Below are 26,240 nucleotides of genomic sequence, written 5' to 3' on the forward strand. Positions count from 1 at the left end.
TTAGCGGCCGGGCGGCGCCGGCTGCCCGTACACCGCGACCACGACGGTGCGGTCCAGGCTGTTGTCGGACCACACTCCGATGTTGTTGTTGGCGCAGTCGCGAATGATGGCCATGTCCGCGGGGTTGTAATACCACTGGTTGACCAGCTCCAGGCTGCTGATCGCAATGGCCGGATTGATTGCCACCGTCTCGGCGGCCTTGCCGCGGAATCCTGCGGCGGTGGCTCGGTCTTGCGGTGTCGATCCATCGGATCCGATGTCGTCGTTGATGTTTCGGTTATTGATCATGTCATCGGCGTGCCATTGCGCGGCCAGGGTCAACGCGTTGTTGCGGATGACGTCGTTGGTGCAACCCGCCTGGTGCTGCAGGGTATAGACAGCGGAGACGACAGCACTGTTGAGCCGCTTATTGTCGGCGTGCGCGGCCGGGGCCGCCAGTGCGCTGGTTACCGCCACCAGCACGGCGACGGACAGCGAGCGTAGCCACGTCGTCATCCGACCTCCTCGAATCACACCGGATCGAAACGCGAAACCAGCCATCGGCCATCGACCTTGTCCAGTGTCACTTTGATGACCGGCTGGGTATCGGTGGGAGCGCCGTCGCCAATGGTCACCGTCTGGTTGACGAACAGCAGGGCCACAGCGTGGTTAGCGCTCGCTGAAACCGACGATGCCGCAGTCACTTTGGCTGCTGAGGAGATGTGTTTTTCTTTCGCACCGGGGATCACCACTTGGCGGATCAATTCGCCGTAGGCGTCCTTGAACTCACCGGTCAGCCGCTCGCGTGCCGCGCCGAGATCCTTGTCGGCCGTGTCGGGCTTGTAGGAGAGCAAGACGGCGGCGTCTTCGCTTGCCGCCCGGACCGATTCGGTGCGGGCCTGCGCCAGCTCGTCGGTTGACCCGATCACCCAGCGTAGGTAGCCCGCCCCCAGCGCCACCAGCAATGCGATCGCGGGCAGCACGCCGTAAGCGAGCACCCGCAGCCACGGGATCCGCCGACGCTCGCGTGGGGTTTCGGTCTCGGCCGAATCCGCCTCCTCGGCCGAGTCTGTCGGCTCCTCGACCAGCACTTCGTCGGGACTTTCGGTCACGGCGTCGTCCTTGACCGCGGTCATGGCACGAACACCACGTTGGAGACCTTGGTGTCGTTGCCGACCGAGCGGACCTCGATGCGCATCCGCCATTCCCGCGGCGCCTCTTCGCCGCCCGCAGTCCGCGACTTCACCGCGACCGCCACCAATACCTGAGCCGAATCTCCCCGCTGCGATTCCAGACCCGCATCGGTTACCGTGCCCTCCGATTTCGACTGCGCCGCCTTGACGACCTCGATGAATGGCTTGGCCCGCTGCTCGAAGTCTTCGCGGAAGGCCCCGGTGGCCTGGTCAAGAATTCGCTGCACGTCCGCATCGACCTCGGTGTAGTTGATCGTGGTGAGGTTCACCGCGCCCTGGCGGGCAACTTGGACGAACTGCTCGCGCTGGGCTTGGGCGTGCTTGGTTTCGTAGGCGCGCAATCCCAGCCAGCCGGCCAAGCCCGTCACCGCCGCCACGATGGCCGCGCTGGCAACCAATGCCGATCCGGTGCGGGAAAGTCGACGGCTCGTGGCCCGCCGGCGCCAACGGGCCAGCCGGCCTGGGGACCGGCTTTCGCCGTCGTCGCTCTCCTCGGCCGACGCGACTGCGTCGCCGTCGGCGGCGTTGTCCGCGGCGTCATCTGCGGACGCGTCGTAGTCTTCGGCATCCGTTGGCGCAGTGACCTTTTCTTCGGTCTCTGGGGTATCGGGCTCATCGGCCATTGTTTCTCCTTCACACTCCTACGCTGGCGGCACCAGTAGGGATTGCCAGTTTTTGGCACGCGGGTGCGCCAAGTCGGATTCGGTGTAATGCCGCCCGTCGGGACCTATGTAGTCGCCCGTGGCCGGGTCATACGTGCTGACCGCAAGCGGCGGGGCCGGTGGCGCGGTGCCCCGCGGCGGTGGCAGCCGCGGATCCTGTCCCGGCGGGTACATCGGCACGCCCTGGCCGCTGGTCGTGGCGTTGGGATCGCCCTTCCAGTTGTAGCCCTCGTTGAGCGGCACATACTCCTCGTCGCTTTCGCACAGCTCGATCGTCGGCGCGCGCTTCCATGGTTTGGCCTCACACGGAATATTGCGTACGCCACGGACATTGAGCTCAGAGTCCTGCGGCAGCCGGCAGAACAGGTCTGCTGCCGGGCGGTCGGGAGCATCGACGCTGGCCGGTGAGCGGCGCTGCTGCGGGGGCAGATACCCGGTGGTGCACGGCGGCGGCAGGTTGAGGTTGAGATTGAAGTCCAACTGCGCGCCCCGATACTCCTGTTTGGTGTTCGAGCTCGGCACGATGATCGCCGCCATGGCGGCGATGCCCTGCGGGAGCAGCACCAGAAGCTGTTCGATGTCGTGGCGATAGACGACGGCGATGTCGCCGAGGCTCACCAGGTTGGCGAAGAGCACCGGCAGCGCCGGCGACACCCGGTCGAGCAATGCGCGACCCTCTTCGACACCAGAAGTGCCTTGTGTCAGCAGATCTCGCACCGCGGCATCCTGTGCCTTGAATTGCGCCATCAGGGCCGATGTTCGACTGGCCCAGGTGGCAATCGCGTCCGACGTCTGCACCTGTGTGCTCAGCACCGCGGGTGATTGGTCGATCAGGGTAGCGAGTGGGTCGAGCGTCTGGCCGCCCGCAATGGCCAATGCTGTTGACCCGTCGACGATCCGCGACAGCTCCGGGCCCAGTCCGCCGACCGCCCGGTTGGTCTCGTCGATCACCGTGTGCAAATTGTCCCGTGGAATCGCTTGCAGCGCGCGGTTGGTCATGTCAAGCAGGTGGCCGATGTCGACGGGTACGTCGACGTGGCCGGCCGGGATGACGTCGCCGGCCTGCAGCGGCCGGGATTGTTCACCGTCCTTGCCCTGCTGCGGGGTCAATTCGATATATTGCTCACCGATCGCCGAGCGGCTGTGCACCGAAGCCTGGACATTGGCAGGGACTTTGACCCCGGATCGCATCGCGAGCACCGCGCGCACCCCGGTTGCGGTGACGTCGACCGATTTGACCTGGCCCACGTCGGTGCCGCGGTAGGTGACGACCGATGTCTGGTACAAACCACCCGACTGCGGCAGATCGACGATGACGCCGTACTCGCCGATGCCGAACAGCGTGGCGGGCAGCTTCATGAAGTTGAACGCCATTGCGCCACAAGAAACCACGGTCACCAGGGTCAAAATGGCCAACTGGATCCAGGTACGGCGATTCAGACGCAGCATCTAGTACCCCCCGAAGTGATAGGGGTAGGTCAGCGGGTTGCCACCGGTGACCGGGCTGGGCTGCATGCCGATCGTGCGTCCCCACAGCAGTTCGAGTTGGGTCAGGTTGCCTTCCCATCGCGAGCCGGTGAACAGTCCCTGGTCGATACGGCTCAACGTCAAGTCGACGACCAGGGTCAGGTTGGCGTAGTCGCCGCGGAACCAGTTGCGCACCGTGGACGTCGGCCAAGGGTACGTCGCCAGGCCGTCGAGGCCCCTGGTGAGCGAGGGCCCGGCGTCGGCAAGCGAGCGCAGTACCGGTGCGATATTGCGCAGATTGTTGACCAGGGACTCCCTGCTCTGGTGAATGGTGTCGGCCGCGATCGCGCTGAACTTGCCGACCTGGTCGATTGTTTCGGCGATCTTGGTGCGCTCGGCCGCCAACACCGCGAGCGCTTTGGGCACCGTCATCAGGGCCTTGTCGACGACCGGGTCGCTGGCGGCCACCTGGCCCGCCAGGGCGTTGAGGTTCTCGGCGGCGGCAATGATGTCGTCGGTCTGATCATTGGTCTTCGCGATGAATTCATCCAGTTGGTTCAGCAGGCTGCGCATGTCGTTTTCGCGGCCCGCGAACGCCTTGGCGACGGCCTGGTTGATCTCCTGCAACTGCCCAATTCCCCCGCCGTTGAGCAAGATTGACACCGACGCCAACGTCTGTTCGGTGGTCGGGTACAAGCTCGCCCGCGATAGCGGGATGACCGACCCGTTTTTGAGTTGGCCCACCGGAGGCTCGTCCTTGGGCGGCGTGAGCTCAATGTGCATCGAACCGAGCAGGCTGGTCTGGCCCAGCTTGGCGGTCGAATTGGCCGGCAACCGCACATCGCCGTTGATACGCATGGTGACCAGCGCGTGCCAGTCTTGCAGCTCGATCTTGGTGACGTTACCGACGTTGACGTCGTCGACCCGAACACGCGTGTTCTGCTGAATGGTCACCACGTCCGGCATTTGCGCCTGAATCGTGTAGGCACCTGGCCCGCCACCGGAGGTACCGGGCAGGGTAAACGAATTCAGGCCCCGCCATCCGCACCCGGAAAGCGCTGCGAGACAGGCTAAACCGAGCACTGCGGCCATCGCCCGCCTCATGATTCAGGCCCCGTCGGCAGCATCAGGTTCTGCAACACCTGGATCGAGCTCATGCCGGCACTCGGCGGTGGCGGCGCCTCGACCGATGGCGGCGCCTGCGCCGGGGGCGGCGATCCCGCAGGCGGTGGTGCGTCCGGCGGTGATGGCGCCTCGGGTGGCGGCGGGGGCGTATAACCGGGCCGCAACCAGTCCTCGCTGTAGGTGATCTCGCTCGGCCGGGCCTGCGTCCCGACAAAGGGATTGATGCCGGCAGGGATGTAGTTGTAGATGCGGTTCTTGATAATCGGGTTGATGTACTGCAGGCACAACTTCGACACCCTGGCCAGGCGTGCCCGGGATGCCGCTTCGATCGAGCTGCAAATGAACTGCGGAATGTCGGCAAAGTTGTTCAACGCCAAGATGCCGGTCATCGCGCTCTGTGCGGGTTGATAGATGTTCAGGAAGTTCTGAAACACCGTCGGGGCGATGTGCAGTATCTGCTTGATGTCGCCGCGGCTGTCGTTCAGCGCGGTCGTGATCGACCCCAGCCGGTCGAACGTGACGCCCATCGCTTCGCGGTTCTCGGCGAGGAAGTCGCGTACATCCACCAGGGCGCCATCCAAAGCCTTTAACGCATTGCCGACTTCATTCGGACTATTCGTCAGCACCGTCGTCACACTGGCCAGATTCCTGTTGAACGAGGCCAGCAGATCGCTGCTGGAGTACAGGGCCGAGACCAGTAGCTGCAGATTGCGCACCGTGCTGAAGATGTCGTCGGCGTGATCGCCGAGCGCCGAGATCGCCTGGGACAGCTTGATAACGGTGTCGCGCGCCGTGTCCCCCTGGCCACGCAGGTTATCAGCGGCCGAGTTGACGAACTCGCCGACGGAGTTGACCCCGCCCGGAGTGGTCGGCTGTAACGCCTCGCTCAGCTTCTCCAGCTGTCTGCGGAAGTCGTCCCATTCGACGGGCACCGCCGTGCGGTTCAACGGAATCGACGCGCCTGGGCTCAGTTTGGGCCCGCCGGAGTAGGCCGGTACGAGTTGAATAGCTCGTGACGTCACCAGCGACGGCGACAAGATCGCGGCACGCGCATCGGCCGGGACCGGGTACTGCTTGTCGACAGAGAACGTCACCTTGGAGCTGGTGGGCTGCGGTTCAATCTTGTCCACGACGCCGACGGCCACACCGAGGATGCGAATCTCGTCGCCGACGAACAGACCGTTGGCCTCCGTGAAATACGCGGTGTACGTGTTCTTTTCGACCTCTTTCCACAGATTCCTGACAATCAGGAACGACGCCGCGGCCAGCGTCAGCACTAGGCAGATCGCGGTGGCCTTGCGCATGGTGTCTCGAGTCATGTTCATGGCCCGTCGAAGTCGTGTGGTGAAGGCGGCGGGATGGTCCGCACCGGCGGCGTCGACGGCGGCGGGGACGGCGGCTGCGACCACAACGGGACCGGTGCGTTCTCCGGCGGCACGGGCGGGGTTCCGGTAGGCGGATCCACCGCTTCGGAGGGCAGCTTCTGATCGGGATCCAGGAAACGGTCATACATGTCCGCGTCCAGGACCGGCCCACCGATCTGGCCGGGAAGCAGGTTCGCCACGTAGGCCTTGAAAAATGGTCCAGAACCCAGGCATTCGCCGAATGACATCGCGTATCGCTTGAACTTCGGCAAGGTGCGCTGAATATCTTCCTTGCGGTTGTCCAGGATCTCGAGCACACCGTTGAGTTTGTCCAGGGCCGGCTTGAGTTGGGTTCTGTTGTCGGCGACCAACCCGGAGATTTGATGCGACACCGCGGTGAGGTTGTTCATCAGGGCGTCCAGCGAATCCCGCTCGTCGAGCAGTGCGGCCAGTAGCGCGTTGGAGTTCGCGACCAGGCCGGCGATCTGCTGACTGCGCTTGCCCAGCACGGTCGACACCTTGTTGGCGTTGCCCAGCAGGTTGCGCAGCTGCGCGTCACGACCGTTGAGAGTGTCGGAGAACCGGGCCACACCTTCCAGTGCGGGCCGTAGGTTCGGCGGTGTCTCCTTGAAGGTATCCGCCAATGTCGTCAGCGCCGAGGACAATTGAACGGTGTCAAGGCCGCTGATGGTGGTGGTTAGGTCGCCCAGCGCGTCGGGCAGGTCGTAGGGCGAGTGTGTGCGGGACAGCGGAATGGGGCCGGACAACCGACCTTCGCCACGCGGCGTGAGCTCCAGCATCTTGGAGCCCAGGATCGTTTCGGTCTTGATCGCCGCCTCGGTGCGGTCGCCCAGCTCGATGCCCTGGCGAACGGTGAAGCCGACCCGGACCTTGGTGCCCTCCAGCCGGATATCGGAGACCCGACCGACGCCCAGCCCCGAAACCCGCACGGTATTACCGGGTTTGATGCCACCCGCCTCGGAAAAGTAGGCGGCGTAGTCATCCGTGTTTTTGACGAAGGGCAGCTTGTTGTACTGAAATGCGACGATCGTGATGCAGGCCAGAATCGCGGTGCCCATCAGTCCTAACGCGAACGGGCTCCGGCGGCCAAGCGGCTTGATCTTGGGCAGCTTCAGTCTCATTGGGGCGTGCACCGCCCGCTGGGCTGGCCCAAAAGTTTGACGAAGATCGGGTTGCCCCCCTTGCCGTTGACCTTCAGCAAAACCTCGCAGAAGTAGAAGCCGAAGTAGTCACCGTTGAGACCCTGGCGGGCCAGCACCTGATAGATATCGGGGAGGTCCTTGAGCAGTTTGTCGAGATAGTCGCGGTCGGAAAGCACCTGTGCGGATACGCGGTCGGTCTCGTGTACCACGTCCTTGATCGGCTGGCGGGACTGGACAAGCAAATCGGCGACGGAACCGGCGGCGGCGTTGACATAGGCCAGCCCGGTGGAGATGTCGTCCTTGCGCTGTGCCAGTCCCTCCACGAACTGGACCAGTTTGTCCAGGCCGTCGGAGAACTCGCGATCGCGCGCGGCGAAGGTGTGCAGCACCGTATTCAGGTTGGTGATCAGCTCGCCGATCAATTGGCTGCGCCCGGCCAGCGTCGAGGTCAGCATCGAGGTCTGCGACAGCACCGACGCCAGCGTGCCGCCCTGTCCCTGGAAGATTCGAAGGAGCTGACCGGACAATGCGTTGACCTGATCGGGATCCAGCGCCCGGAACAGCGGGCGGAAACCGCCGATAAGCGCGTCGATGTCAAGAGCGGGCGACGTCCGGGCCAGCGGAATAGTCGAACCCGGCGGCAGCCGGCGCGGCGGCCCGGGAGCCTCTTCGAGCGCGAGATAGCGGTCACCGATTAGGTTTTCGTACCGTACGACGGCTTTGGTTCCCTCGGTGAGCCGGATCCCGTTGTCGATCGCGAAGCCGACCGTGACGGTGCCGTCACGGTGCAGAGTGAGATCGCCGACCTTGCCGACCTCCACGCCGGCGATACGAACAAAGTTTCCGGACTTCAGACCGGAGATGTTCGTAAAGACCGCTTGATAATCGGTGCGGTCCTCAAAGCGCAGCTGCCCGAACACCGCGATCAGCGAGAAGGTGAAGAGCAGGCACACCAGCGTGAAGATCGCGACACGCGCGATGATGCTCGAGAGTTTCCTTCTCATGGTGGCGGCTGCCCCCCGCGCCAGAAGTAGCGAGGCGGCTCGGGAGGGTTCTTCGTGGTCGGGAAGTAGTTGGCCCACCATGGGTTTCCGGTGGCCACGTTGGTGCGGATCTCGTTCGGCGCCGCGCCCCAACCGGTGTCGGTGACCAGCGCGCGCACCGGGAAGTTCGCGCTCGGGTCGGGTAGCGAACCGCAGCTGGGTCTACCGCCCGGCCCGCCGGTGGCGTTGACCTTCGGAAGGTGCTTCGGGAACCGGTACGGGTCGTCGCCGAAGAGCAGCGCAGCGTCGAGAATCACCGAATACCCATTGCCGCCCAGCGCATCTCGGCCACCGTGGTCGACATACCACTGCGCCCCCTGAAACAAGCACGTGTAGGTCGGCGAGTACTTGTTGAACAGAGTCAAGGTCGGGTCGAGCAGGCTCATCGACCGCACGATGTTGGGTTCGTTTCTACCGATCACGTTGATACCGGTCTGGCTGAAGCCGATCGCGGACAGCAGTAGCGAGTCGAGCGACCGCTGGTTTTCGGTGAGGGTGGTGCTGGTGGTTGCCGCGGAATCGAGGATGGACAGGATGTCCTGCGCGGCATCGGAATAGATAGCAGTGGTTTTGCCGAACAGCTGCCAGTCCCGGTGGATGGTGTCCATGCGCGGGTTGACGGTGAGCAGCAGATTGTTCGAATCGGTGATCGCCTGTCCGAGCCGGTCGCCCTTACCGCGCACCGATTGCGCGAAGGCCGACAGGATCGCATTCAGCTTGGCCGGGTCGAGCGCCTGGACCACCGATTGCAGGTTTTCGAAAACCGTATTCACCTCGACGGTGACATTGCGTGAGCGCACCACCGCCCCGGGCTTCAACGGGGTGTGGCTGGCCTGCTCGGGCACGATCAGGTTGACGTACTTGGACCCGAACGCGGTGGTCGACTTGATCTCGGCCTCGAGGTTGCTCGGCAGATACTTGAACGAGCCGGGATCCATCTTCAGTTGCAGCTGAGCCGCTTTCACATCGGTGCCGATCGAGGCGACCGTGCCAACCTGCACCCCGCGCAACTTCACCTTGGCGCCCGGTTCCATCACCAGCCCGGCCCGATCCGACACCAACGTGAGCGGGACGAAGTCCTGAAACTTTCCGGAGAACGAACCGGCGGTCACCACGATCAGCCCACCGATCAGGATGAATAACGTCGGCGCCCACCAGATCGGGTCGATCCTGCTGGCGCGAACTCTATTTGGTCTACCGGGTCCGCTTTCCCTGTGGTTGCTCATTGACTATCCGGACAGGTTGAAGTTGCCGGACTGCCCGTAGACGGACAGCGAGATCATCAGGCAGACGAACGCCGTGACGATCATCGAGGACCGCACTGAACGACCGACGGCCTCCCCCACTCCGGCGGGACCACCTGTCGCGTTAAAGCCGTAATACGTGTGCACGACCATCACACCCGTCGCCATCGTCAGCGCCGAGAGGAACGACCACATCAAGTCGTTGGGACGCAAGAAGGTGGAGAAGTAGTGCTCGTACACGCCTCGTGACTGGCCGTAGGCATAGATCGTGAGGAACTTCGCCGCGATGAACGACATCAGCACCGCGACGGCGTAGAGCGGAATGACGACCAGGACGCCCGCGATGATCCGCGTGGAGGCCAGATAGGTGATCGAGCGAATGCCCATGACTTCCAGCGCATCGATCTCCTCGTTGATGCGCATCGCACCCAGCTGTGCCGTTGCACCCGCGCCGATGGTGGCCGCCAGGGCTAGCCCGGCCGTGCAGGGCGCGATCATCCGGACGTTCAAAAACGCCGACAGAAATCCGGTCAGCGCTTCTACGCCGATGTTGGACAGCGTGTCGTAGCCCTGCACCGCGACCAGCGCACCGGTGGTCAGGGTCAAGAACCCGATGATGCCGACGGTGCCGCCGATCACCGCCAGTGCGCCGGTGCCCATGCCCATCTCGGCAATCAGCCGTAGCAACTCGTTGGGGTAGCGCCGAACCGCGTCAACGGTGGCCGCCAACGACTTCCCATAGAACTCGGTCTGCTCTCCCAGCTTGCGGGTAGAGGCCACCAGCTTCGGGCCAACAGCCTCCAGCCATGACGGACCGCGTGTGAGAGCGGTCATTTGGCGGTCACTTTCACCCCGAGCGCGGTGGTCACGATGTTGATGAAGAACAACGCCATGAAGGAGAAGACCACCGTCTCGTTGACCGCGTTACCGACGCCGGTCGGGCCACCGCCCACCGAAAGGCCCTTGTAGCAGGCGATCAGGCCGGCAGACAGCCCGAACAGGGTCGCCTTGATCAGCGAAATCACCACCTGCGGAAGACCGGTGACCAGTGTCATGCCCGCGATGAACGCGCCGGGCGTGACGTGTTGCACGAAGACCACGAAGATGTAGCTGCCCGTCAATCCGGTCACCGCGACCACCGAGTACAGCAGCACCGCGACGAAGGTGGCAGCAATGATGCGCGGAACAACCAGTGCCTGAACCGGGTTGACGCCGATGACCTTCATCGCATCGATTTCCTCACGGATGGTGCGAGCACCCAAATCGGCGCACATGGCGGTCGACCCGGCACCCGAGACCACCATCGCCGTGACAACCGGTCCGACCTGGGTCACCGAGGCCAGCCCCGCCCCTGCACCGGACAAGTCTCCTGCACCAATCTCAACGAGCAGAATGTTGAGGACGAACACGATCAGCACCGTGTAGGGAATCGAGAGCATGATCGTCGGAAAGATCGACACCCGCGCGACGAACCAGATCTGCTCAAGAATCTCGCGCCAGGCCCACGGGCGGCGCAGCGCGGTCACCAATGCCTCGGCGCTGAGCATGAAAAACTCACCCAGCGCATTCATCGGCTTTGCGATGGCGGTGCCGTTCACAGGACCTGCCCAGAGCACCGACGACCCATTCGACTCATGCGGCCCCCATTTTCGTAATGCTTTTTACTCGTATGTAACTAGCCGGCCCGGAAGGGTCGGCTTTGTTTACACGTGGACCGCATCGTCTGTTTGTACACATGGAACATCGCAGCAATTTACGGGCAAAGCTATGCCCGGCGTCAGGGTTGCAATCAACCAGAAGAAATCTGGCAGACGCCGGTAACGTCCGACGGACGTTCGTGACGAACCCGCTGGTGGGGCCGAATCCCGGAGCTGCAGGGCGCACGGAGGCGCGCGGCGGCGCCCCGGCCAGCGGGCCGCGAAGCCTTCGATCGCGAGGTCGTGGCGGCGGCGGCAGGAATCGATAAAAGGCCGCTCGCCCATGCCGATACTGAAATCGCCGCGCGAAATTCTTTCCGTCATCTCGAAACCCACTTGAGCATTCCCGGCCACCGTCGGCGTGCGGTTATTGCCGCCGCTCGCCACGGTTCGGCGAACCGTGGCCCAAATCAAGAGTTCCGTTCAGAATGAACAGAAATCACGTTGCTGGGCGCCGGCTATGTCGGTCGAGTGTGCGTTCTCGGCAACGAGTGTGCAGCCCCGGCCGCGACACGCCGAGCGATGCCGGCGTGGGCGCACACTCGAATCCCTGGCCGCACAGTCGAAGCTAGCCGACGTTGGTGCCACCCTCGGCGATCCGGCGCACCGCCTTGAGGAACACGTCGATCTCCTCGAACGTGTTGTAGAAGGCGAACGACGGGCGAACCGTTGCCTCCAGGCCGTACCGACGCAAAATCGGTTGGGCACAGTGGTGTCCGGCACGCACCGCGATCCCTTCGGCGTTGAGCGCCTTACCGACCTCGAGCGGCTCGTGGCCGGCCAGCACGAAGGACAGCACGCTGGCCTTCTCGTCCGCGGTACCGACCAGGCGAACGCCGGGGATGTCGGCCAGGCGCGGGGTCGCGTAGTCGAGCAGCGCGTGCTCGTAGGCCGAGATACGTTCGATCCCAACGCGTTCGACGTAGCGCAGCGCCTCGCCCAGACCGACAGCGTCGGCGATGTTGCCGGTGCCGGCCTCGAACTTGTTCGGAAGCCCTTGGTAGAGCGAGCGTTCCAGCGTGACATCGGCGATCATGTTGCCGCCACCCTGCCACGGCGGAGTCTCGGCCAGCGCCTCCTCGGAGCCGTACAGCACCCCGATCCCGGTCGGGCCGTAAATCTTGTGGCCGGAGAAGGCGAAGAAGTCCACGCCGAGCTCCGCGACGTCGACCGGAATGTGCGGAATCGACTGCGCGCCGTCGATCAGCACCCGCGCCCCGTACCGGTGACCCAGCGCAACGATTTTCTCCACCGGCGTCACCGTGCCCAGCGCATTCGAAACCTGAGTGGCCGCAACCAGTTTCGTCTTGGGTCCCAGCAAGTCCTCGAATTCCGAGAGCAGCAGGTTACCGGCATCGTCGACCGGCGCCACTTTCAGGACCGCCCCGGTCTGTTGCGAAAGCAGTTGCCACGGAACGATATTGGCGTGGTGCTCTAAGTGCGTGATGACGATCTCGTCGCCGGGGCCCAGATGCTTGCCGCCCCACGCGTAGGCCACCAGGTTGATGGCCTCGGTGGTCCCCCGCACGAAGATGTTCTGCTCGGCCTTGGGTGCACCGATGAAGCGCCGCACGGTCTCGCGCGCCTCTTCATACGCATCGGTGGCGCGAGCCGCCAATTCGTGTGCGGCCCGGTGAATGTTGGAGTTCTCGTGGGCGTAGAAGTAGGCCAGCCGGTCGATCACCACCTGCGGCTTCTGAGTGGTGGCGGCGTTGTCGAACCAGATCAGCGGCTTTCCGTTGACCGTCTCCTTGAGGATCGGGAAGTCGGCCCGTATCGCGTTGACGTCGAACACCTCGTGGTCGTCCGGCAATACCGGGACCGGATCGGCCTCCGACAAGGAAGAGGTCAGGAAGTGGTAGTTGACCTCGTCGCCCGCGGGCACAGCTACCGGAACCGGGTCGACCCAACCGATGTCGGGCACCGACGGCGCCGTCGTCGGCCACTCGGTCCCCGAATACGGCACCGAGCCGCGGGGCGCCACCGGAGCACTGGGCCTCGCGCCGGCCAGTACACCCGGCTGCGTCGAGACGATGCCCTCGGTGGGCACCGCGAACGCACTGAGATCGGCAACCCCGGGCGGCACGTACGGATCCGCGGCACCGGCCGTCGTCCAGGCGGCCGAGGGCGCCGCCGTGGTGTCGGGCACGCTGCCACGCGGGGCGACGGGCACCGCCTGGGGCAGACCGTCGGGCCCCGGCGAAGTCGGAGCCGGAACGTAGATGTCGGTGAAGCCGAGGGGCGGAACCTGTGTCGGGAACGGATCCGACGAACCGGCGGCAGTCCTAACCGCCGAGGCCGCGGCCGTAGTGTCCGGCAGGTTTCCGCGCGGGGCGACCGGCGCCGTCTGCGGCGGGGTGTCCGGACCGGGCCGGAAACGCGCCGCATACAGCTGCGTGGCCAGGGCCGCGAGCTCCGCGGCGCTGACGGGCAGGTCGCTTTCGGCGTCTACCGACCGGTACTCACTTGTACTCATGGAACTGGTCCACAGCCACACCGTCGAGGACGGCGAGCGCGTCGTCGGTCAGAACAGCCAGGGACGTGTACAGCGTGACCAGGTAGCGGGCGATCGCCGACTGGTTGATCCCGGTGAACCGCACCGACAACCCCGGCGCCTGCTCACCAACCAGGCCCGGCTGGAACAGGCCCACCACACCCTGACGCTCTTCGCCGGTGCGCACCAGCAGGATCTTGGTCTTGCCGTCTTCCAGCGGCACCTTGTCCGACGGAATGATCGGGATGCCGCGCCAGGTGATGAACTGCGCGCCGAACAGGCTGACGACCACGGGCGGCACGCCGCGGTAGGTGGCTTCGCGGCCGAACGCGGCGACGCCCTGCGGGTGGGTCAGGAAGAAGCTCGGCGTCTTCCACACCCGCGTGATCAGCGAGTCCAGATCATCCGGCGTCGGGGCGCCACCGAGCGTTTCGATCGTCTGCTCCGGGGTCGCCTGTGCCAGCAACCCGTATTCGGGGCTGTTGATCAGCTCGAATTCCTGGCGCTCTTTGATCGTCTCGATGGTCAGCCGCAGCTGTTGGGTGATCTGGTCGTGCGGGCTGGAGTACAGGTCGGAAACGCGGGTGCTCACGTCGAGCAGCGTGGAAATCGTGCGCAGCGTGTATTCGCGCGGGCTGGTCTCATAGTCGACGAAGGTCTCGGCGAGTGGCGTGTCCAGCGAGGCGCCCTCTTGGGCGGTCACGGCCACCCGCTCGGGGTTGACGACGCGGTTGACCCGGTAGATACCGGCCTCGACCGGCACCCAGCTCAGCAGGTGCAGCAACCACCGGGGGGTGATCGTCGAGAGCTGCGGGACGGTTTTGGTCGCATTTGCGAGCTGCCTGGCACCGAGGTCGCCGAGTGCCTGAGACTCGTTCTGAGCCGACGTCATCTTGATCCTTCCGTCGTGGAGTACCTGCGCGGGTGTCGAGCCAACGAGGGCCACCTGCCGCCAGCGCACCGCTGAGCCGAGGCAATCGTAAGACTCACCGGGGTTTTTTCAACCGCAGTTCGAGGCGCTATCGGGCAGGCAAACCCGCAGCGGATGTTGCCCTATAGTGGACGCATGCACCACGCTGCACAGCTGCGCCCCATCCCTTCGCGCTGCCTTGCCGTGGACTGTTGTCGCTGTTGTTGATTCCTGACGACCCCAAATCTGACGTTCTAATCGTCGCGCTTTTATCCCGCTAGCGGGCGGACCGGCCCGCGCGTACCGAGGCGCGCCGCCCCAGTCGACAGCTTGCAGGAAGAACAGCGATTCATGACCGTGCTATCCCTATCCGGCCGCACATTGGCGCCGGTGGCCATCCGACAACGCATCACCGGCCGACCGGCCGAAGAACTGCCGCATATGACGCGCTACCGCGGTGGCACCTACTCCCACACCGTGGACACGATCGTGTTCAGCGACGGCAGCACCGCGCGAACCGACCTGATCCGCTTGCACCCCAATCTGCGCGCCTATTCGCTGGACTTCGCGGGCATCGCACCACACCTGCCGTCGCGCTATCGGTTGGGGAGCTGGTCCGCTTTGCAACACCTGCGCAGCCGCGACTGCGAAGCCGAGGTGGATTGGATTCTGCGCCATTCCTATCCGATGCGAACGACCGCCGACCTCAGTCGGCGGTTGCGCCAGGCCGGTTACCCACTGGGACACGCGAATCTCGAGGAACACGAAGCGATTGCCGCTACGCAGGCTGCGATCTGGTACCTGACCAATGGCCTGGCTCTGGATACTCAGCCGCTGAATGTTCCCGTCGCCGTACACGGGGTACCCGGTCCGGTGATGACGTTCGAATTCGACGGCCAACCACAACTCGGCGGCTACTCGGTCTGGACCACCTCCGATCACGCCGTCTCTGTAAGACTACAAAAATCCATCGATAATGTTGACTGGCAAGATGTTTCGGGATCCAAGCTGACCACCGACGCGGCCATGGGCCGCTACGAACGCACACTGGGAATCGGCAGCACCCTGTCGAGCAGCAGCCACGGCCACCGCGGACGCGGCTATCGCTACTACCGACTCATCACCGACGCCGAGCCCGGCACCACACCGCCGATCGGCCACGTGGACTTCCGGCTCACCGGAACTCGGCACTACCGCAACGCCGAGGGCGTCGTACATCTGTACAACTACCTGCTTTCTGGAGCTTTGAGGTCCATAGCCCCGTCCGACGAACAGGTGCTCGTCGATACCCAGGCCATCGCCGGACCCGAACTCATCGGGCCGTTCCGGGTGCGAATTCCCTTGACGCTCAACGTGGGAGACGGTCACTCGTTGGTCGATGCCGACGGCTTTGCCATCGAGGGAACCGTGCACCCGGGTAACGACTTCTACATGCGTCCGGCATCCGGCACCTCGGCGACGACGTTGACCGCCTCGACGCCGCACCGAATCGCCGGACGAGTGCTGACCGGACTGGCGCCCGAGTCGGCCGATCAATTCACTCCGGTCGCGCTCGCCGTACCAGCCGACGTTGCAATCCACCTCGACATTCGCTGGAATGGCGACTGTGACCATCGCTGAGAACATCACCCAACTTGTTGGCAACACTCCCCTGGTCCGGCTGAACCGGGTCACCGACGGCGCAGGTGCGACGGTCGTCGCCAAGCTGGAGTCCTTCAACCCTGCCGCCAGCGTCAAGGACCGCATTGGCGTGTCTCTGATCGATGCGGCCGAGGCCGCCGGCCTGATCCGGGAAGACACCATCATCCTCGAGCCGACCAGCGGGAACACCGGAATTGCCCTGGCGATGGTGGCCGCGGCCCGCGGCTACAAGCTGGTGCTGACGATGCCCGAGACGATGAGCGTCGAGCGGCGCAAGGTGCTGCGGGCATATGGTGCCGAAATCATCCTGACCCCCGGTTCGGAGGGTATGCCGGGGGCCATCGCCAAGGCCGAGGAACTGGCCAAGACCGACCAGCGCTATTTCATTCCGCAACAATTCGAAAACCCCGCCAACCCGGAGATCCACCGCAAGACCACGGCCGAAGAGGTGTGGCGTGACACCGACGGCAAGATCGACTTTTTCGTCGCGGGGGTCGGCACCGGGGGCACCATCACCGGAGTCGCCCAAGTCATCAAGGAGCGAAAGCCCTCGGTTCAGTTCATCGCGGTGGAACCGGAGGCGTCGCCGGTGCTGTCCGGCGGCCAAAAAGGCCCCCATCCGATTCAGGGCATCGGGGCCGGGTTCATCCCACCGGTGCTGGACCTCGATCTCATCGACGAGGTCATCGCGGTCGGCAACGACGAGTCGATCAACCTGGCCCGCCGGCTGGCCCGGGAAGAGGGGCTGCTGGTCGGCATCTCGTCGGGTGCTGCCGTGGTAGCCGCGCTTCGGGTGGCCCGCCGCCCGGAGAACGCCGGCAAGCTGATCGTCGTCGTGCTGCCGTCCTTCGGCGAGCGCTATCTGAGCACTCCGTTGTTCGCGGATTTGGCCGACTAGTAATGCTGGCAGCGATACGGCAGGACATTCGGGCCGCAATCGAGCGGGATCCGGCCCGGCCGTCGGCGCTGCAGGTGATTTTCGCCTACCCGGGCGTGCACGCCATTTGGGGGCATCGGATCAGCCATTGGCTGTGGCACCGCGGCGCGCGGGTCGCCGCCCGCATCATGGGCGAGCTCATCCGTATCTTCACCGGGGTCGAAATCCATCCCGGCGCAACGCTGGGCAGCGGATTGTTCATCGACCACGCGACCGGCGTGGTGATCGGCGAGACCGCCGAAATCGGCGACGACGTCACCATTTACCACGGCGTCACGCTCGGCGGTATCAGCACGGATCCCGGCAAAAGGCACCCCACTATCGGCGACCGGGTGATTATCGGCGCCGGGGCCAAGGTTCTCGGCCCGATCAAAATCGGCGAAGACAGCCGTATCGGCGCCAATGCCGTTGTGGTCAAAGAGGTTCCGTCGAGCAGCGTGGTTGTCGGGGTGCCTGGCCAGATCGTCAGCCGATCCGGACCGGGCGGTGAGGACGATTCACTGCCCGATCTGGTGGGGGTGAGCCTGCAGCAATTGCTCACCCGCGTTGCCAAACTCGAGGCTCAAAGCAGCAGCCCGCAAAGCGGCCGCGTCATCCGGCCTCCCGAAAAGGGGGTTTGGAACGGCGAGGACTTCTCGATCTGAGCGTCGAGTTGACGACAACAGCCGACAGCGTGAGCGCGATTTAAATCACTTGTACCCCAAACCTTTTGCTACACGCCCGATCAAATAGACTGAACTGATGCAACAGTTCCCGCGGCGCCTCGTCGATCGGCGCTGCCGCGCGGCGCACTGTTGCCATTGAGGTCCCCGCGCCATTCGGCGCGTCGTCCAATTTGCTTGCCTCTCATGCTCTTCGATGAGCTACCACTCATTAGGCGTTAGAACGCCTACCGGACACCATATTTCAACTCAGGAGATCGACATGACTGAAACCCTCGCGAGTCAGCCACACCTCAGCCCGGGGCGCAAGCCGGACATCCGGGCCCTGGACACCGCAATCGGCATCCTCGTCGGCTGGCGCCGATACAGCGCTAACGCCGCATTTCGGGAGCTGATCTCGGTCAGCGAGCGGCACCGCGCCCCCATCTTCGCCCTGGCCGGCGCCCTGGTCAGCCTGGCCAGCGGGGAGGATGATATCAAGGGCGACATCGCCGCCCAGCTCGCCGCCGAGCGTGAGTGGGGCCTGACTTACCTGCTGTGAAGCTCGACCTGCGCGAATGAGTCGATCCAACGATGCGGCGGCCGCGGGGAATTGGGCTCTCCAGCTCGGGCCACCCCCAGCACCGACCAGCCGGCCGCGTCGTCGAGTTGGCGGGCAGGCCAATCGCGTACGCGATCCTGATATAGGACGCGCTCTCCCGCATGGCCCCGACCAAGGTCGGGCTGCGGCGATTCGCTCGGCCTCGAACTGCACCTTTTCGGTGTCGCCGGGATAGCGCGGCGAGCACCTCCGCGAAGCGCTCCGACCGCAACCCAACTGCAGCGATGGGCCATATCGTGGCCCGGCACTCGGTGCGAGAACTAGATTTTGGCTCGGCCAGACCTAATGGCCTAATAGGAGGCCTCGACTCAGGTGGCTCCCAGGATGGACTCGGACCACCAACGCACAAATTCGGAATGATTAGGCGTGCAGCAAACACCTTATCGGCGTACGCTTCCCGCGCGGAACGGTGAAAAGCTCATTAAGGGGCACACGTTGAAATGACAACATTGGCTGAGTTGCGCCAGTTGGTGCGGGAATCCGAACCGGCCGACTGGCATAAAATCGAGGAAAGCGACAATTACAAAAGCCGGTTCGATCACACCACACTCGTGTACAAGTCTGACATCGACCTGACCATCTGCTACGGGTTGCGCTTTGGCTCCCCGACCCGGTCTGACACCGAATTCGGATGGTCCGCAGTCTTCCCCGACAGCTCGGTGCTCATCGCGAGCGCCGACGTCTTCTGGCGGGGATCACTAGTCGACCGCGTCGACTACGCCAACGTCGACGGCGGCCGCGCAATCCTGCCGATCGGCGCGGGTTTCGACGGCCTCGACATCACCAGCTGGGATCGCGACGCCGCGCGGGTTCTCCACAACCAAAAAAATGGCGCTTCCAGAGCTTTCAGCGACTTCTACGATCGAGTGCCTTTCCGCGTCATTTGACAGCGGGCTTTTGGCAAACGTCTGACCGTGGCGGTCACTGTAATCCGGAAGCCGGTTCGCGCCATCGCTTATTCTCTTTGCTCTGATAGGCAACCACAGCATCGCGAATCTAGTAGGATTCGCTGTGCCGCAACGGCTTTCACTAGGGGCCGGCCGCGAGCTACGACTAGACCGGTAACTACGCGGGTTGTTGGGTCAATCCGACGATCGCCGCGAGCCGGCCCTGGACACGTTCGAGATCGGCCGCGCAAGGCAGTTCGGCCGCGACGCGCGTGATGGCCGCCTGGATATCGGAGGCATCGATGTTGAGCTCACCGCTGGCCGCGACGTGGGTCGCCACCGCGGCCACCGCGTTGTCGGGCATGCGCCGCCGCAGCAGCGCCAACAGCGGGACGTAGTCGGCGTACGGCACACCCTGCGGGTAGCCGGCGCGAATGACAGCGTCGAATGTGGTCACCAATCCGGTCAACGGCACCGCCCGACACCACCCTCCTGCCGTCATGTGCGGTCACACACGAGTGAGACGGGCCAACCGTACGCATCGCTATTTAACTGACGGTGACGTAAACGCACCATGCTCTGTACACCCGTCAAATTTCGAACCATGGATATCGAGCCCCCTGTTGCCGGCGCTCCCGAGCACGCTGGACTGCAGATGCGCCGTTGCCTGCTCCCCCGGGTGGACTCGAACCACCAACCCTTCGGTTAACAGCCGAATGCTCTGCCAATTGAGCTACAGGGGATTAACCTGGCCCGCGCGAAATCTGGCGCGGATCGCTGGACGACTCTAGCGTACTGGCCCGGCCGCGCCCAAGTTCGCCGGCCGGCCGTGCGCGCCCAGCTAGACCGATCGGGCGCGCACGCACCGCGCCGAGTGAGGCAGGATGGACCCATCCGCACCGCGTGGGGAGGGACGCTTTGATCCGCTATGTCGTCGTGCTCGGACTGGGCTACGTGCTGGGCTCGAAAGCCGGCCGCCGCCGATACGAGCAGCTCGTCGGTACCTATCGCGCGCTGACCAGCAGTCCGATGGCCCGTTCGATGATCGAAGGGGGGCGGCGCAAGATCGCGAACACGATCTCGCCCGACGCGGGTTTTGTCACCGTGGCCGAGATCGACAACGAGACGGCCGTCGTGCAGCGCGAGGTCGAGCGGCCGGCCGACGAGGCCCTCACGCCGTCAGATCGTCGCCGCTAGCCTGCTCCAGCAGGCTGCGCCGGTAGGCCTCCATGGCAACCAGGTCGCCGAACAACGCGTGGTACTCGTCGCCCTGGTCGATCGGTGACATGCGCTGCAGCTTGGACTTGACCTCGGCGATCTGGCGGCCCATCCAGACTTCCTGCAGACGCGCCAGTACCCCGGCGATGTAGCGGGGCAGCTTCTCGTCATCAACAGAGACGGCCTCCACGCCGAGCTCGTTGATCAGTCCGGCTGTCAGGGTCGAGGTGGTCTGGCGGCGCACCGTGTCGATCCACTGCGCGCCGGTGATGCCGGTCGACGTGCCGCCGGCCGCGTCGATGGCCGCGCGCACGGCCGCGTACCCGGGGTGGGTGAAGCTCTCGACGGTCAGCGTGTCGAACACCGGGCCGGCGAACGCCGGGTACTGCAACGCCGACTTGAGCGCCTCGCGCTGTGGCCACAACGTCGGGTCCTTGGGGTCGGGACGGGCGGCGGGCTCGGCCGGCGCGCGTCGGGCCGGCTGCTCGGCGCCGCGGCGGGGGCCGGGCGTCGAGCCGGACGGTGTCGCCGGCGCCTTGGACTTCTTGGCCTCGGTCCGCACTCGGTCGATGACCTGCGCGACGTCGTCCCAACCCACCCAGCCGGCGAGCTGGCGGGCGTATTCGTCACGCAGCGTGGAGTCCTTGATCTGGCCCACCATCGGCACACAGCGACGCAGCGCGGCGACTCTGCCTTCGGCGTTGTCCAGGTCGAACTCGGCGATCGCCGTGCGAATCGCGAACTCGAACAACGGAGTTCGTCGCGCCACCAGGTCGCGCAGCGCGCCGTCACCGGACGCCAGCCGTAGATCGCAGGGATCCATACCGTCCGGGGCGACCGCGACAAACGACTGCCCCGCGAGATTCTGCTCGCCGCCGAAGGCCTTGAGCGCGGCCGCGCGGCCGGCCTCGTCGCCGTCGAAAACGTAGATCAACTCGCCGCGGAAGAAACTGTCGTCCATCATCAGCCGGCGCAGCATGGACAGATGCTCGTCGCCGAAAGCGGTGCCGCACGACGCGACCGCCGTGGTGACCCCGGCCAGATGCATCGCCATCACGTCGGTGTAGCCCTCGACGACGACGGCCTGGTGTCCCCGGGCGATGTCGCGCTTGGCCAGGTCGATGCCGAACATCACCGACGACTTCTTGTACAGCAGCGTCTCGGGCGTGTTGACGTACTTGGCTTCCATCGGGTCGTCGTCGAACAGCCGCCGCGCCCCGAACCCGATCACCTCGCCGGCCGAGCTGCGGATCGGCCACAGCAGCCTGCGGTGGAAGCGGTCCATCGGCCCACGGCGCCCCTCCCGGGACAGGCCGGCTGCTTCCAGCTCCTTGAACTCGAAACCCTTGCGCTGCAAATGCTTTGTCAGCTTCTCCCAGCCCGACGGCGCGAATCCGCAGCCGAAGCGACGGGCGGCCTCGGCGTCGAAGTTGCGCTCCTTCAGATACTGACGTGCCGGCGCCGCCTCGTCGGACTCCAGCTCCGCGGCATAGAACTCGGCCGCGGCGGCGTTGGCCGCGATCAGCCTGCTGCGACTGCCGCGATCGCGCTGCACGTTGGTGGCCGCGGCGCCGGTGTAGGTGATCGTGTGGCCGATCCGGTCGGCGAGCAGTTCGACGGCTTCGACAAAGCTGACGTGTTCGATCTTCTGGATGAACGCGTATACGTCGCCGCCCTCACCGCAGCCGAAGCAGTGGAAGTGGCCGTGGTTGGGGCGGACGTGAAACGACGGGGACTTCTCGTTGTGAAAGGGGCACAACCCCTTCAGCGAGTCGGCTCCCGCGCGGCGCAGCTGGACGTAGTCGCCGACGACTTCCTCGATGCGGGCGCGTTCACGGATGGCGGCGATATCACGATCGGAGATCCGGCCAGCCATCGGCTCAGTCTAGGACGCCGGATACGGCTGTCCCATCAAACCCGTGACGACCAGGTCAGCTGGCCGGACCGATCACGCCGCACGCCACGCGCTCCATCGCCATGTCACTGTCCTGCACGCCGTGCAGCATCAGGGCCGTCCTGTTGCCCGCCAGCAGCTCGTCCCTGGTGAACGCGTCGGTCGTGGTCACCAGGTAAGCCGAGCCGTCCTTGCGCACATCCAGCGACGACAAGTCGCCGCTTTCGGGCTTTCCGGTGTGTCCCGGTGCTTGGTAGTGGCCACCCGCCGACAAGAAGTTCCCGGGCGCACCGCCGGTCGGGGCCACCGAGTTCGGCTCGCACTTGCCGATCTCATGCACGTGCATGCCGTGCAGACCGGGCGCCAGAATGCCTGGGGTGTCCGTCTTGACGGTGATCGTGACGTATCCGTCGGTGAAGTCGAAGGTGGCCGTGGCGACCTGCTTGCCGTCGGGCGCTTTGAGTTGAGCCGAGAGGGCTTGGCCGCTGGGCGCCGGACCCGATGTCGTCGACGAGCTCGGGGACCCGCTGAGCACCGGTGGCGTGGTACCCGGCTGGGTGCTCGCATGCTGGGGCGAACTGCACGCGGTCATGGCCACGATCGGCATCGAGAACAGGGCGGCGGCAACGGCGGTGTTTCTGCGCATGCCCGCAGCCTAACGGGTGGCACAAGACCGTTACGGGCTCGCCGGGCTGGCATCGATTCGCTCCAGCCGGCCTTCGGTGAACGAGGCGATCTGATCGATGATCACCCGCAACCGGGCGCCGTCGTCGGCTGCGGTGGTGAATGCCGAGGCAAAGAAGGGGTCAAGCGTGCGGGGAGCTCCGGCGTACAACCACTGCGCCACTTGATGAATGCGGTCGCGCTGCCGAGCCTGAGTCTCCAGATGACGCGGGTCGGACATGATGAACTGCAACGCCAGAATCTTCAACAGCGCGACCTCGGCCCGCACCAAGTCGGGCACCTGCAAGTCGGCTTGGAAACGCACCAGCGGCCCGGCACCCGCCGCCGCGCGCGTAGTCGCGATCGCGGCCGAGGCGAATCTGCCCACCAGTTCACTGGTCAACTGCTTGAGGGCGACCGACGCGGCCAGCGTCGCGTCGTACTTGCCGACCGCAGCGACCACCGGCAGCCCCGACAGCCGGCGCGCGGCCGCCATGAAATCGTCGGCGCTTACCCGGGAGAACTCGCTCTCCCCCAGCTTGGCCAGCGCCGCGGCCTCGTCATCGTCGGCGAGTACCCGCAAGTCGATGCGCTGTGAGACGACACCGTCCTCGACGTCATGCACCGAGTAGGCGACGTCGTCTGCCCAGTCCATCACCTGCGCTTCCAGACACACTCGGTCGCGCGGCGCCCCCGCGCGCATCCACTCCGCAACCTCGCGGTCCTCTTCGTAGAACCCGAATTTGCGGACACCGTCACGACGTGTCCACGGGTATTTCGTGACCGCATCCAGCGAAGCGCGGGTCAGGTTCAGCCCCGCGCTATTACCTTGCTCGTCAAGCACTTTGGGCTCAAGGCTGTTGAGTATGCGAAAGTTCTGGGCGTTGCCTTCGAACCCGCCGTACTCGTCGGCGATCTCGTTGAGCGCGCGCTCGCCGTTGTGTCCGTAAGGCGGGTGGCCGATGTCGTGCGCCAGCCCGGCGAGCTCGACGAGGTCCAGATCGCATCCCAGCCCGATCGCCATGCCGCGCCCGATTTGCGCGACCTCGAGCGAGTGCGTCAGCCGGGTGCGCGGGGTGTCCCCCTCGCGGGGCCCGACGACTTGCGTCTTGTCCGCCAACCGGCGCAGCGCGGCACTGTGCAACACGCGCGCCCGGTCCCGGGCGAAGTCGGTGCGGTGCTGACCTTCCGTGCCCGGCAGACCCGCGGTCTTCGGCGCTTCGGCAACCCGCCGTTGACGTTCGAAGTCGTCGTATGGGTCTTGCACGTTCGTGATCACCTTCTTAGTCACCGCAGCACAGTCTGCCAGGGAATGCCGGGACATGGCCCCGGTCTCCCCCGGCGCTAAATTGACCTATGCGCTTTGCCCGCTTCCTCGGCGTGATCCTGACGATGCTCGTCACCGGGCTGCTGGTGGCACCGGCCGCCGACGCACAGCCCCCGTTTCGGCTGCCGGGGTATGTCACCGATAACGCGGGCGCATTGTCACCGTCGGGCCGCACCGATGTGAGCGGAGCCATCGACAAGCTGTACAACAACCGCCACATCCGGCTGTGGGTGGTCTATGTCGACGACTTCTCCGGTCAGAACTCGGTGGCCTGGGCGCAGCGCACAATCCGCGAAAGCGACCTGGGTACCTACGACGCGCTGCTCGCGGTGGCCACCACCGCACGCGCGTATGCCTTCCTGGTGCCGTCCGGGGTGAAAGGCGTGACCCAAACTCAGGTGGACGAGCTGCGCCGCAACGAAATCGAACCCGCTCTGCGCGCAGGGGACTGGCGGGGTGCCGCGGTCTCCGCAGCGAATGGCCTTGATGCACAGCCGAATCCGGCGAACCGCTTCTGGCTGTTGGCCACCCTTGGTTTGGTCATCGTCGCGGTCGTGGCCCTGGTGTTCGTGATGCGCTATCGCCGCCGCCGGCGCCGCCGCGCCGATCTGGCCGCCGCACGCCGGGTGGACCCCACCAACCCGACCGCGCTGGCGGCCGTGCCACTGACCGCCCTCGACGACCTGTCGCGCTCGATGGTGGTGGAGGTCGACAACGCGGTACGCACCAGCTCCAATGAGCTCGCCCTGGCCGTCGACGAGTTCGGCACCGAGCGCACCGAACCCTTCACCCGGGCCATCAACAACGCCAAAGCCGCGCTATCCCAAGCCTTTACGGTCCGTCAGCAACTCGATGACGCCATGCCCGAGACGGCCGAACAACAGCGCGACCTGCTCACCCAGGTAATCGTGTCGGCGGCCACCGCCGATCGCGAGCTGGACGCACAGACCGCGGCGTTCGAGCAGCTCCGCGATTTGGTGGTCAACGCCGGCACCCGCCTGGATGCGCTCACCCAGCAGGTCGTCGAACTCACCAGCCGCGTCGAGCCGGCCGAACGGCGGCTGGCCCAGTTGAACAAGGAATTCGGCCCTGCGGCACTGACTTCGGTGTCGGGCAATGTCGTCACCACCAAGGAGCGGCTGGCGTTCGCCGACCGCAACATCAGCGCAGCGCGTGCGCTGGCCGCCAACGCCGTCAGTGGACAGCAGAGCGGTTTGGTCGATGCGGTGCGGGCGGCAGAGTCGGCGCTCGGGCAAGCTCGCGCGCTGCTCGATGCGGTGGACAACGCGGCCGCCGACATCCGGCGCGCCGTCGAGCAACTGCCCGCGGTGATGAGCGACATCCAGGCCGCCATCCAGCACGCCACCGCGCAGCTGCAGGGGCAGAACGCGAAAGCCCCGCATGCCGGCGAACTCGCGGCGGCCCGTGATGCCGCTATTCGAGCAGTCGACGCCACCGGCGGTCAATCGGCCGATCCACTGGGCACTTTCGCGCAACTGGCCAAGGCGGACTCCGACCTCAACCGGCTGCTGGCCACGGTGGCCAAGGAACAGGCGGACGCCGATCGGCTCAACCGTTCACTCGAACAGGCGTTGTTCACCGCGGAATCGCGGGTGCGCGGAGTCTCGGAGTACATCGACACCCGCCGGGGCAGCGTCGGGCCCGACGCTCGCACCCGCCTCGCCGAGGCCCAGCGGCATCTCGACGCCGCGCACGCCAAGCGGTCGACCAACCCGGCCGAGGCGATCTCGCACGCCAATGCGGCGTCGACACTGGCGGCCAATGCGCAGTCGCTGGCCAACTCCGATGTGGCCTCGGCCCAGCGTGCTTACACCCGCAGCAGCGGGGGCGACGCCGGCGCGATGCTGGGCGGGATCATCATCGGCGACCTGCTCAGCGGAGGCATGCGGGGCGGATTCGGCGGCTGGAGCTCGACGTCGTTCGGCGGCTCGTCGAACTCCTCGCCGGGCGGCTTTGACGGCGGCTTCATGGGCGGCGGCGGGCGGTTCTGAGTTCTGCACAGTAGTAGGGGCGCACCGATTGCTCGGTACGCCCCTACTACCCGAAAT

24 protein-coding genes and 1 tRNA gene are annotated in these 26,240 nt (G+C 65.2%); 7 read left to right on the plus strand and 18 right to left on the minus strand.

From position 1 onward, the window contains the following. The 13 genes from AAHS21_RS12840 to AAHS21_RS12900 all read right to left on the minus strand — a co-directional run bounded on the left by AAHS21_RS12840 (window position 1) and on the right by AAHS21_RS12900 (window position 14,323). On the minus strand, window positions 1-495 hold the full coding sequence (locus AAHS21_RS12840; protein ID WP_342928047.1) for a CAP domain-containing protein: 495 nt from the start codon (window positions 493-495) through the stop codon (window positions 1-3). Between the two features lie 14 nt (window positions 496-509). Then, the gene (locus AAHS21_RS12845) at window positions 510-1,115 is read right to left on the minus strand and encodes a hypothetical protein (RefSeq protein ID WP_342928048.1); all 606 of its coding nucleotides are present in this window, start codon (window positions 1,113-1,115) and stop codon (window positions 510-512) included. Beyond that, the gene (locus AAHS21_RS12850; protein WP_342928049.1) at window positions 1,112-1,795 is read right to left on the minus strand and encodes an Mce protein; all 684 of its coding nucleotides are present in this window, start codon (window positions 1,793-1,795) and stop codon (window positions 1,112-1,114) included. The genes AAHS21_RS12845 and AAHS21_RS12850 overlap by 4 nt, the downstream gene beginning before the upstream one ends. Before the next feature lie 18 nt (window positions 1,796-1,813). Beyond that, window positions 1,814-3,283, minus strand: a complete 1,470-nt coding sequence (locus AAHS21_RS12855) for an MCE family protein (RefSeq protein ID WP_342928050.1) — start codon at window positions 3,281-3,283, stop codon at window positions 1,814-1,816. After that, window positions 3,284-4,405 (minus strand): MCE family protein, encoded by a 1,122-nt coding sequence (locus AAHS21_RS12860; RefSeq protein ID WP_342928051.1) that lies wholly within the window; start codon window positions 4,403-4,405, stop codon window positions 3,284-3,286. Continuing rightward, window positions 4,402-5,751, minus strand: a complete 1,350-nt coding sequence (locus AAHS21_RS12865; protein ID WP_342928220.1) for a virulence factor Mce family protein — start codon at window positions 5,749-5,751, stop codon at window positions 4,402-4,404. The genes AAHS21_RS12860 and AAHS21_RS12865 overlap by 4 nt, the downstream gene beginning before the upstream one ends. Further along, the gene (locus AAHS21_RS12870; RefSeq protein WP_342928052.1) at window positions 5,748-6,932 is read right to left on the minus strand and encodes an MCE family protein; all 1,185 of its coding nucleotides are present in this window, start codon (window positions 6,930-6,932) and stop codon (window positions 5,748-5,750) included. The genes AAHS21_RS12865 and AAHS21_RS12870 overlap by 4 nt, the downstream gene beginning before the upstream one ends. After that, the gene (locus AAHS21_RS12875) at window positions 6,929-7,957 is read right to left on the minus strand and encodes an MCE family protein (RefSeq protein ID WP_342928053.1); all 1,029 of its coding nucleotides are present in this window, start codon (window positions 7,955-7,957) and stop codon (window positions 6,929-6,931) included. Before AAHS21_RS12875 ends, AAHS21_RS12870 begins: the two co-directional genes overlap by 4 nt. Beyond that, window positions 7,954-9,222, minus strand: a complete 1,269-nt coding sequence (locus AAHS21_RS12880) for an MCE family protein (protein WP_342928054.1) — start codon at window positions 9,220-9,222, stop codon at window positions 7,954-7,956. The genes AAHS21_RS12875 and AAHS21_RS12880 overlap by 4 nt, the downstream gene beginning before the upstream one ends. Before the next feature lie 3 nt (window positions 9,223-9,225). Beyond that, window positions 9,226-10,074 (minus strand): ABC transporter permease, encoded by an 849-nt coding sequence (locus tag AAHS21_RS12885; protein WP_342928055.1) that lies wholly within the window; start codon window positions 10,072-10,074, stop codon window positions 9,226-9,228. Continuing rightward, a complete protein-coding gene (locus tag AAHS21_RS12890) occupies window positions 10,071-10,838 on the minus strand; it encodes an ABC transporter permease (RefSeq protein WP_090603872.1) in 768 nt (255 codons plus the stop codon). The genes AAHS21_RS12885 and AAHS21_RS12890 overlap by 4 nt, the downstream gene beginning before the upstream one ends. Window positions 10,839-11,505: 667 nt before the next feature. Then, a complete protein-coding gene (locus AAHS21_RS12895) occupies window positions 11,506-13,413 on the minus strand; it encodes a family 2A encapsulin nanocompartment cargo protein cysteine desulfurase (protein ID WP_342928056.1) in 1,908 nt (635 codons plus the stop codon). Continuing rightward, window positions 13,400-14,323, minus strand: a complete 924-nt coding sequence (locus AAHS21_RS12900) for a family 2A encapsulin nanocompartment shell protein (protein ID WP_090609307.1) — start codon at window positions 14,321-14,323, stop codon at window positions 13,400-13,402. Before AAHS21_RS12900 ends, AAHS21_RS12895 begins: the two co-directional genes overlap by 14 nt. A gap of 369 nt (window positions 14,324-14,692) precedes the next feature. Between AAHS21_RS12900 and AAHS21_RS12905 the strand changes: the two genes are divergently transcribed. The 5 genes from AAHS21_RS12905 to AAHS21_RS12925 all read left to right on the plus strand — a co-directional run bounded on the left by AAHS21_RS12905 (window position 14,693) and on the right by AAHS21_RS12925 (window position 19,069). After that, a complete protein-coding gene (locus AAHS21_RS12905; protein WP_342928057.1) occupies window positions 14,693-15,961 on the plus strand; it encodes a thioester domain-containing protein in 1,269 nt (422 codons plus the stop codon). Then, window positions 15,948-16,880 carry a cysteine synthase A gene (gene cysK, locus AAHS21_RS12910; RefSeq protein WP_342928221.1) on the plus strand — a complete coding sequence of 311 codons (933 nt, stop codon included), beginning with the start codon at window positions 15,948-15,950 and terminating at the stop codon, window positions 16,878-16,880. The genes AAHS21_RS12905 and cysK overlap by 14 nt, the downstream gene beginning before the upstream one ends. A gap of 2 nt (window positions 16,881-16,882) precedes the next feature. Continuing rightward, window positions 16,883-17,563: a serine O-acetyltransferase gene (gene cysE, locus AAHS21_RS12915; RefSeq protein WP_342928058.1), complete on the plus strand. Its 681-nt coding sequence runs from the start codon at window positions 16,883-16,885 to the stop codon at window positions 17,561-17,563. Window positions 17,564-17,843: 280 nt separating this feature from the next. After that, window positions 17,844-18,122 (plus strand): ANTAR domain-containing protein, encoded by a 279-nt coding sequence (locus tag AAHS21_RS12920; RefSeq protein WP_342928059.1) that lies wholly within the window; start codon window positions 17,844-17,846, stop codon window positions 18,120-18,122. 500 nt (window positions 18,123-18,622) lie between these two features. Then, window positions 18,623-19,069, plus strand: a complete 447-nt coding sequence (locus AAHS21_RS12925; RefSeq protein WP_342928060.1) for a hypothetical protein — start codon at window positions 18,623-18,625, stop codon at window positions 19,067-19,069. 178 nt (window positions 19,070-19,247) lie between these two features. Here AAHS21_RS12925 and AAHS21_RS12930 read toward each other — a convergent pair whose 3' ends face one another. Next, the gene (locus AAHS21_RS12930) at window positions 19,248-19,544 is read right to left on the minus strand and encodes a DUF3349 domain-containing protein (RefSeq protein WP_342928061.1); all 297 of its coding nucleotides are present in this window, start codon (window positions 19,542-19,544) and stop codon (window positions 19,248-19,250) included. A 195-nt stretch (window positions 19,545-19,739) separates the two neighbouring features. After that, window positions 19,740-19,812: transfer RNA gene (locus AAHS21_RS12935), tRNA-Asn, on the minus strand. A gap of 175 nt (window positions 19,813-19,987) precedes the next feature. On the opposite strand from AAHS21_RS12935, the gene AAHS21_RS12940 reads away from it, so the two are divergent. Continuing rightward, complete coding sequence (locus AAHS21_RS12940; RefSeq protein WP_342928062.1) at window positions 19,988-20,266, plus strand: hypothetical protein; 279 nt, start codon at window positions 19,988-19,990, stop codon at window positions 20,264-20,266. On the opposite strand, the gene dnaG is transcribed toward AAHS21_RS12940, so the two are convergent. From dnaG to AAHS21_RS12955, 3 genes are read right to left on the minus strand one after another with little or no spacing between them, the layout of a single operon-like run. Continuing rightward, window positions 20,241-22,163 carry a DNA primase gene (dnaG, locus tag AAHS21_RS12945; protein WP_342928063.1) on the minus strand — a complete coding sequence of 641 codons (1,923 nt, stop codon included), beginning with the start codon at window positions 22,161-22,163 and terminating at the stop codon, window positions 20,241-20,243. The two genes, AAHS21_RS12940 and dnaG, sit on opposite strands and share 26 nt — an antisense overlap. A gap of 55 nt (window positions 22,164-22,218) precedes the next feature. Beyond that, on the minus strand, window positions 22,219-22,827 hold the full coding sequence (locus tag AAHS21_RS12950) for a superoxide dismutase family protein (protein WP_342928064.1): 609 nt from the start codon (window positions 22,825-22,827) through the stop codon (window positions 22,219-22,221). A gap of 30 nt (window positions 22,828-22,857) precedes the next feature. Further along, window positions 22,858-24,135 (minus strand): deoxyguanosinetriphosphate triphosphohydrolase, encoded by a 1,278-nt coding sequence (locus AAHS21_RS12955; RefSeq protein WP_342928065.1) that lies wholly within the window; start codon window positions 24,133-24,135, stop codon window positions 22,858-22,860. A 65-nt stretch (window positions 24,136-24,200) separates the two neighbouring features. Between AAHS21_RS12955 and AAHS21_RS12960 the strand changes: the two genes are divergently transcribed. Beyond that, window positions 24,201-26,183 carry a TPM domain-containing protein gene (locus tag AAHS21_RS12960; protein WP_342928066.1) on the plus strand — a complete coding sequence of 661 codons (1,983 nt, stop codon included), beginning with the start codon at window positions 24,201-24,203 and terminating at the stop codon, window positions 26,181-26,183. Window positions 26,184-26,240 lie beyond the last annotated feature (57 nt).

This window comes from Mycobacterium sp. 050272 (genome assembly GCF_039023525.1).
Taxonomy (GTDB): domain Bacteria; phylum Actinomycetota; class Actinomycetes; order Mycobacteriales; family Mycobacteriaceae; genus Mycobacterium.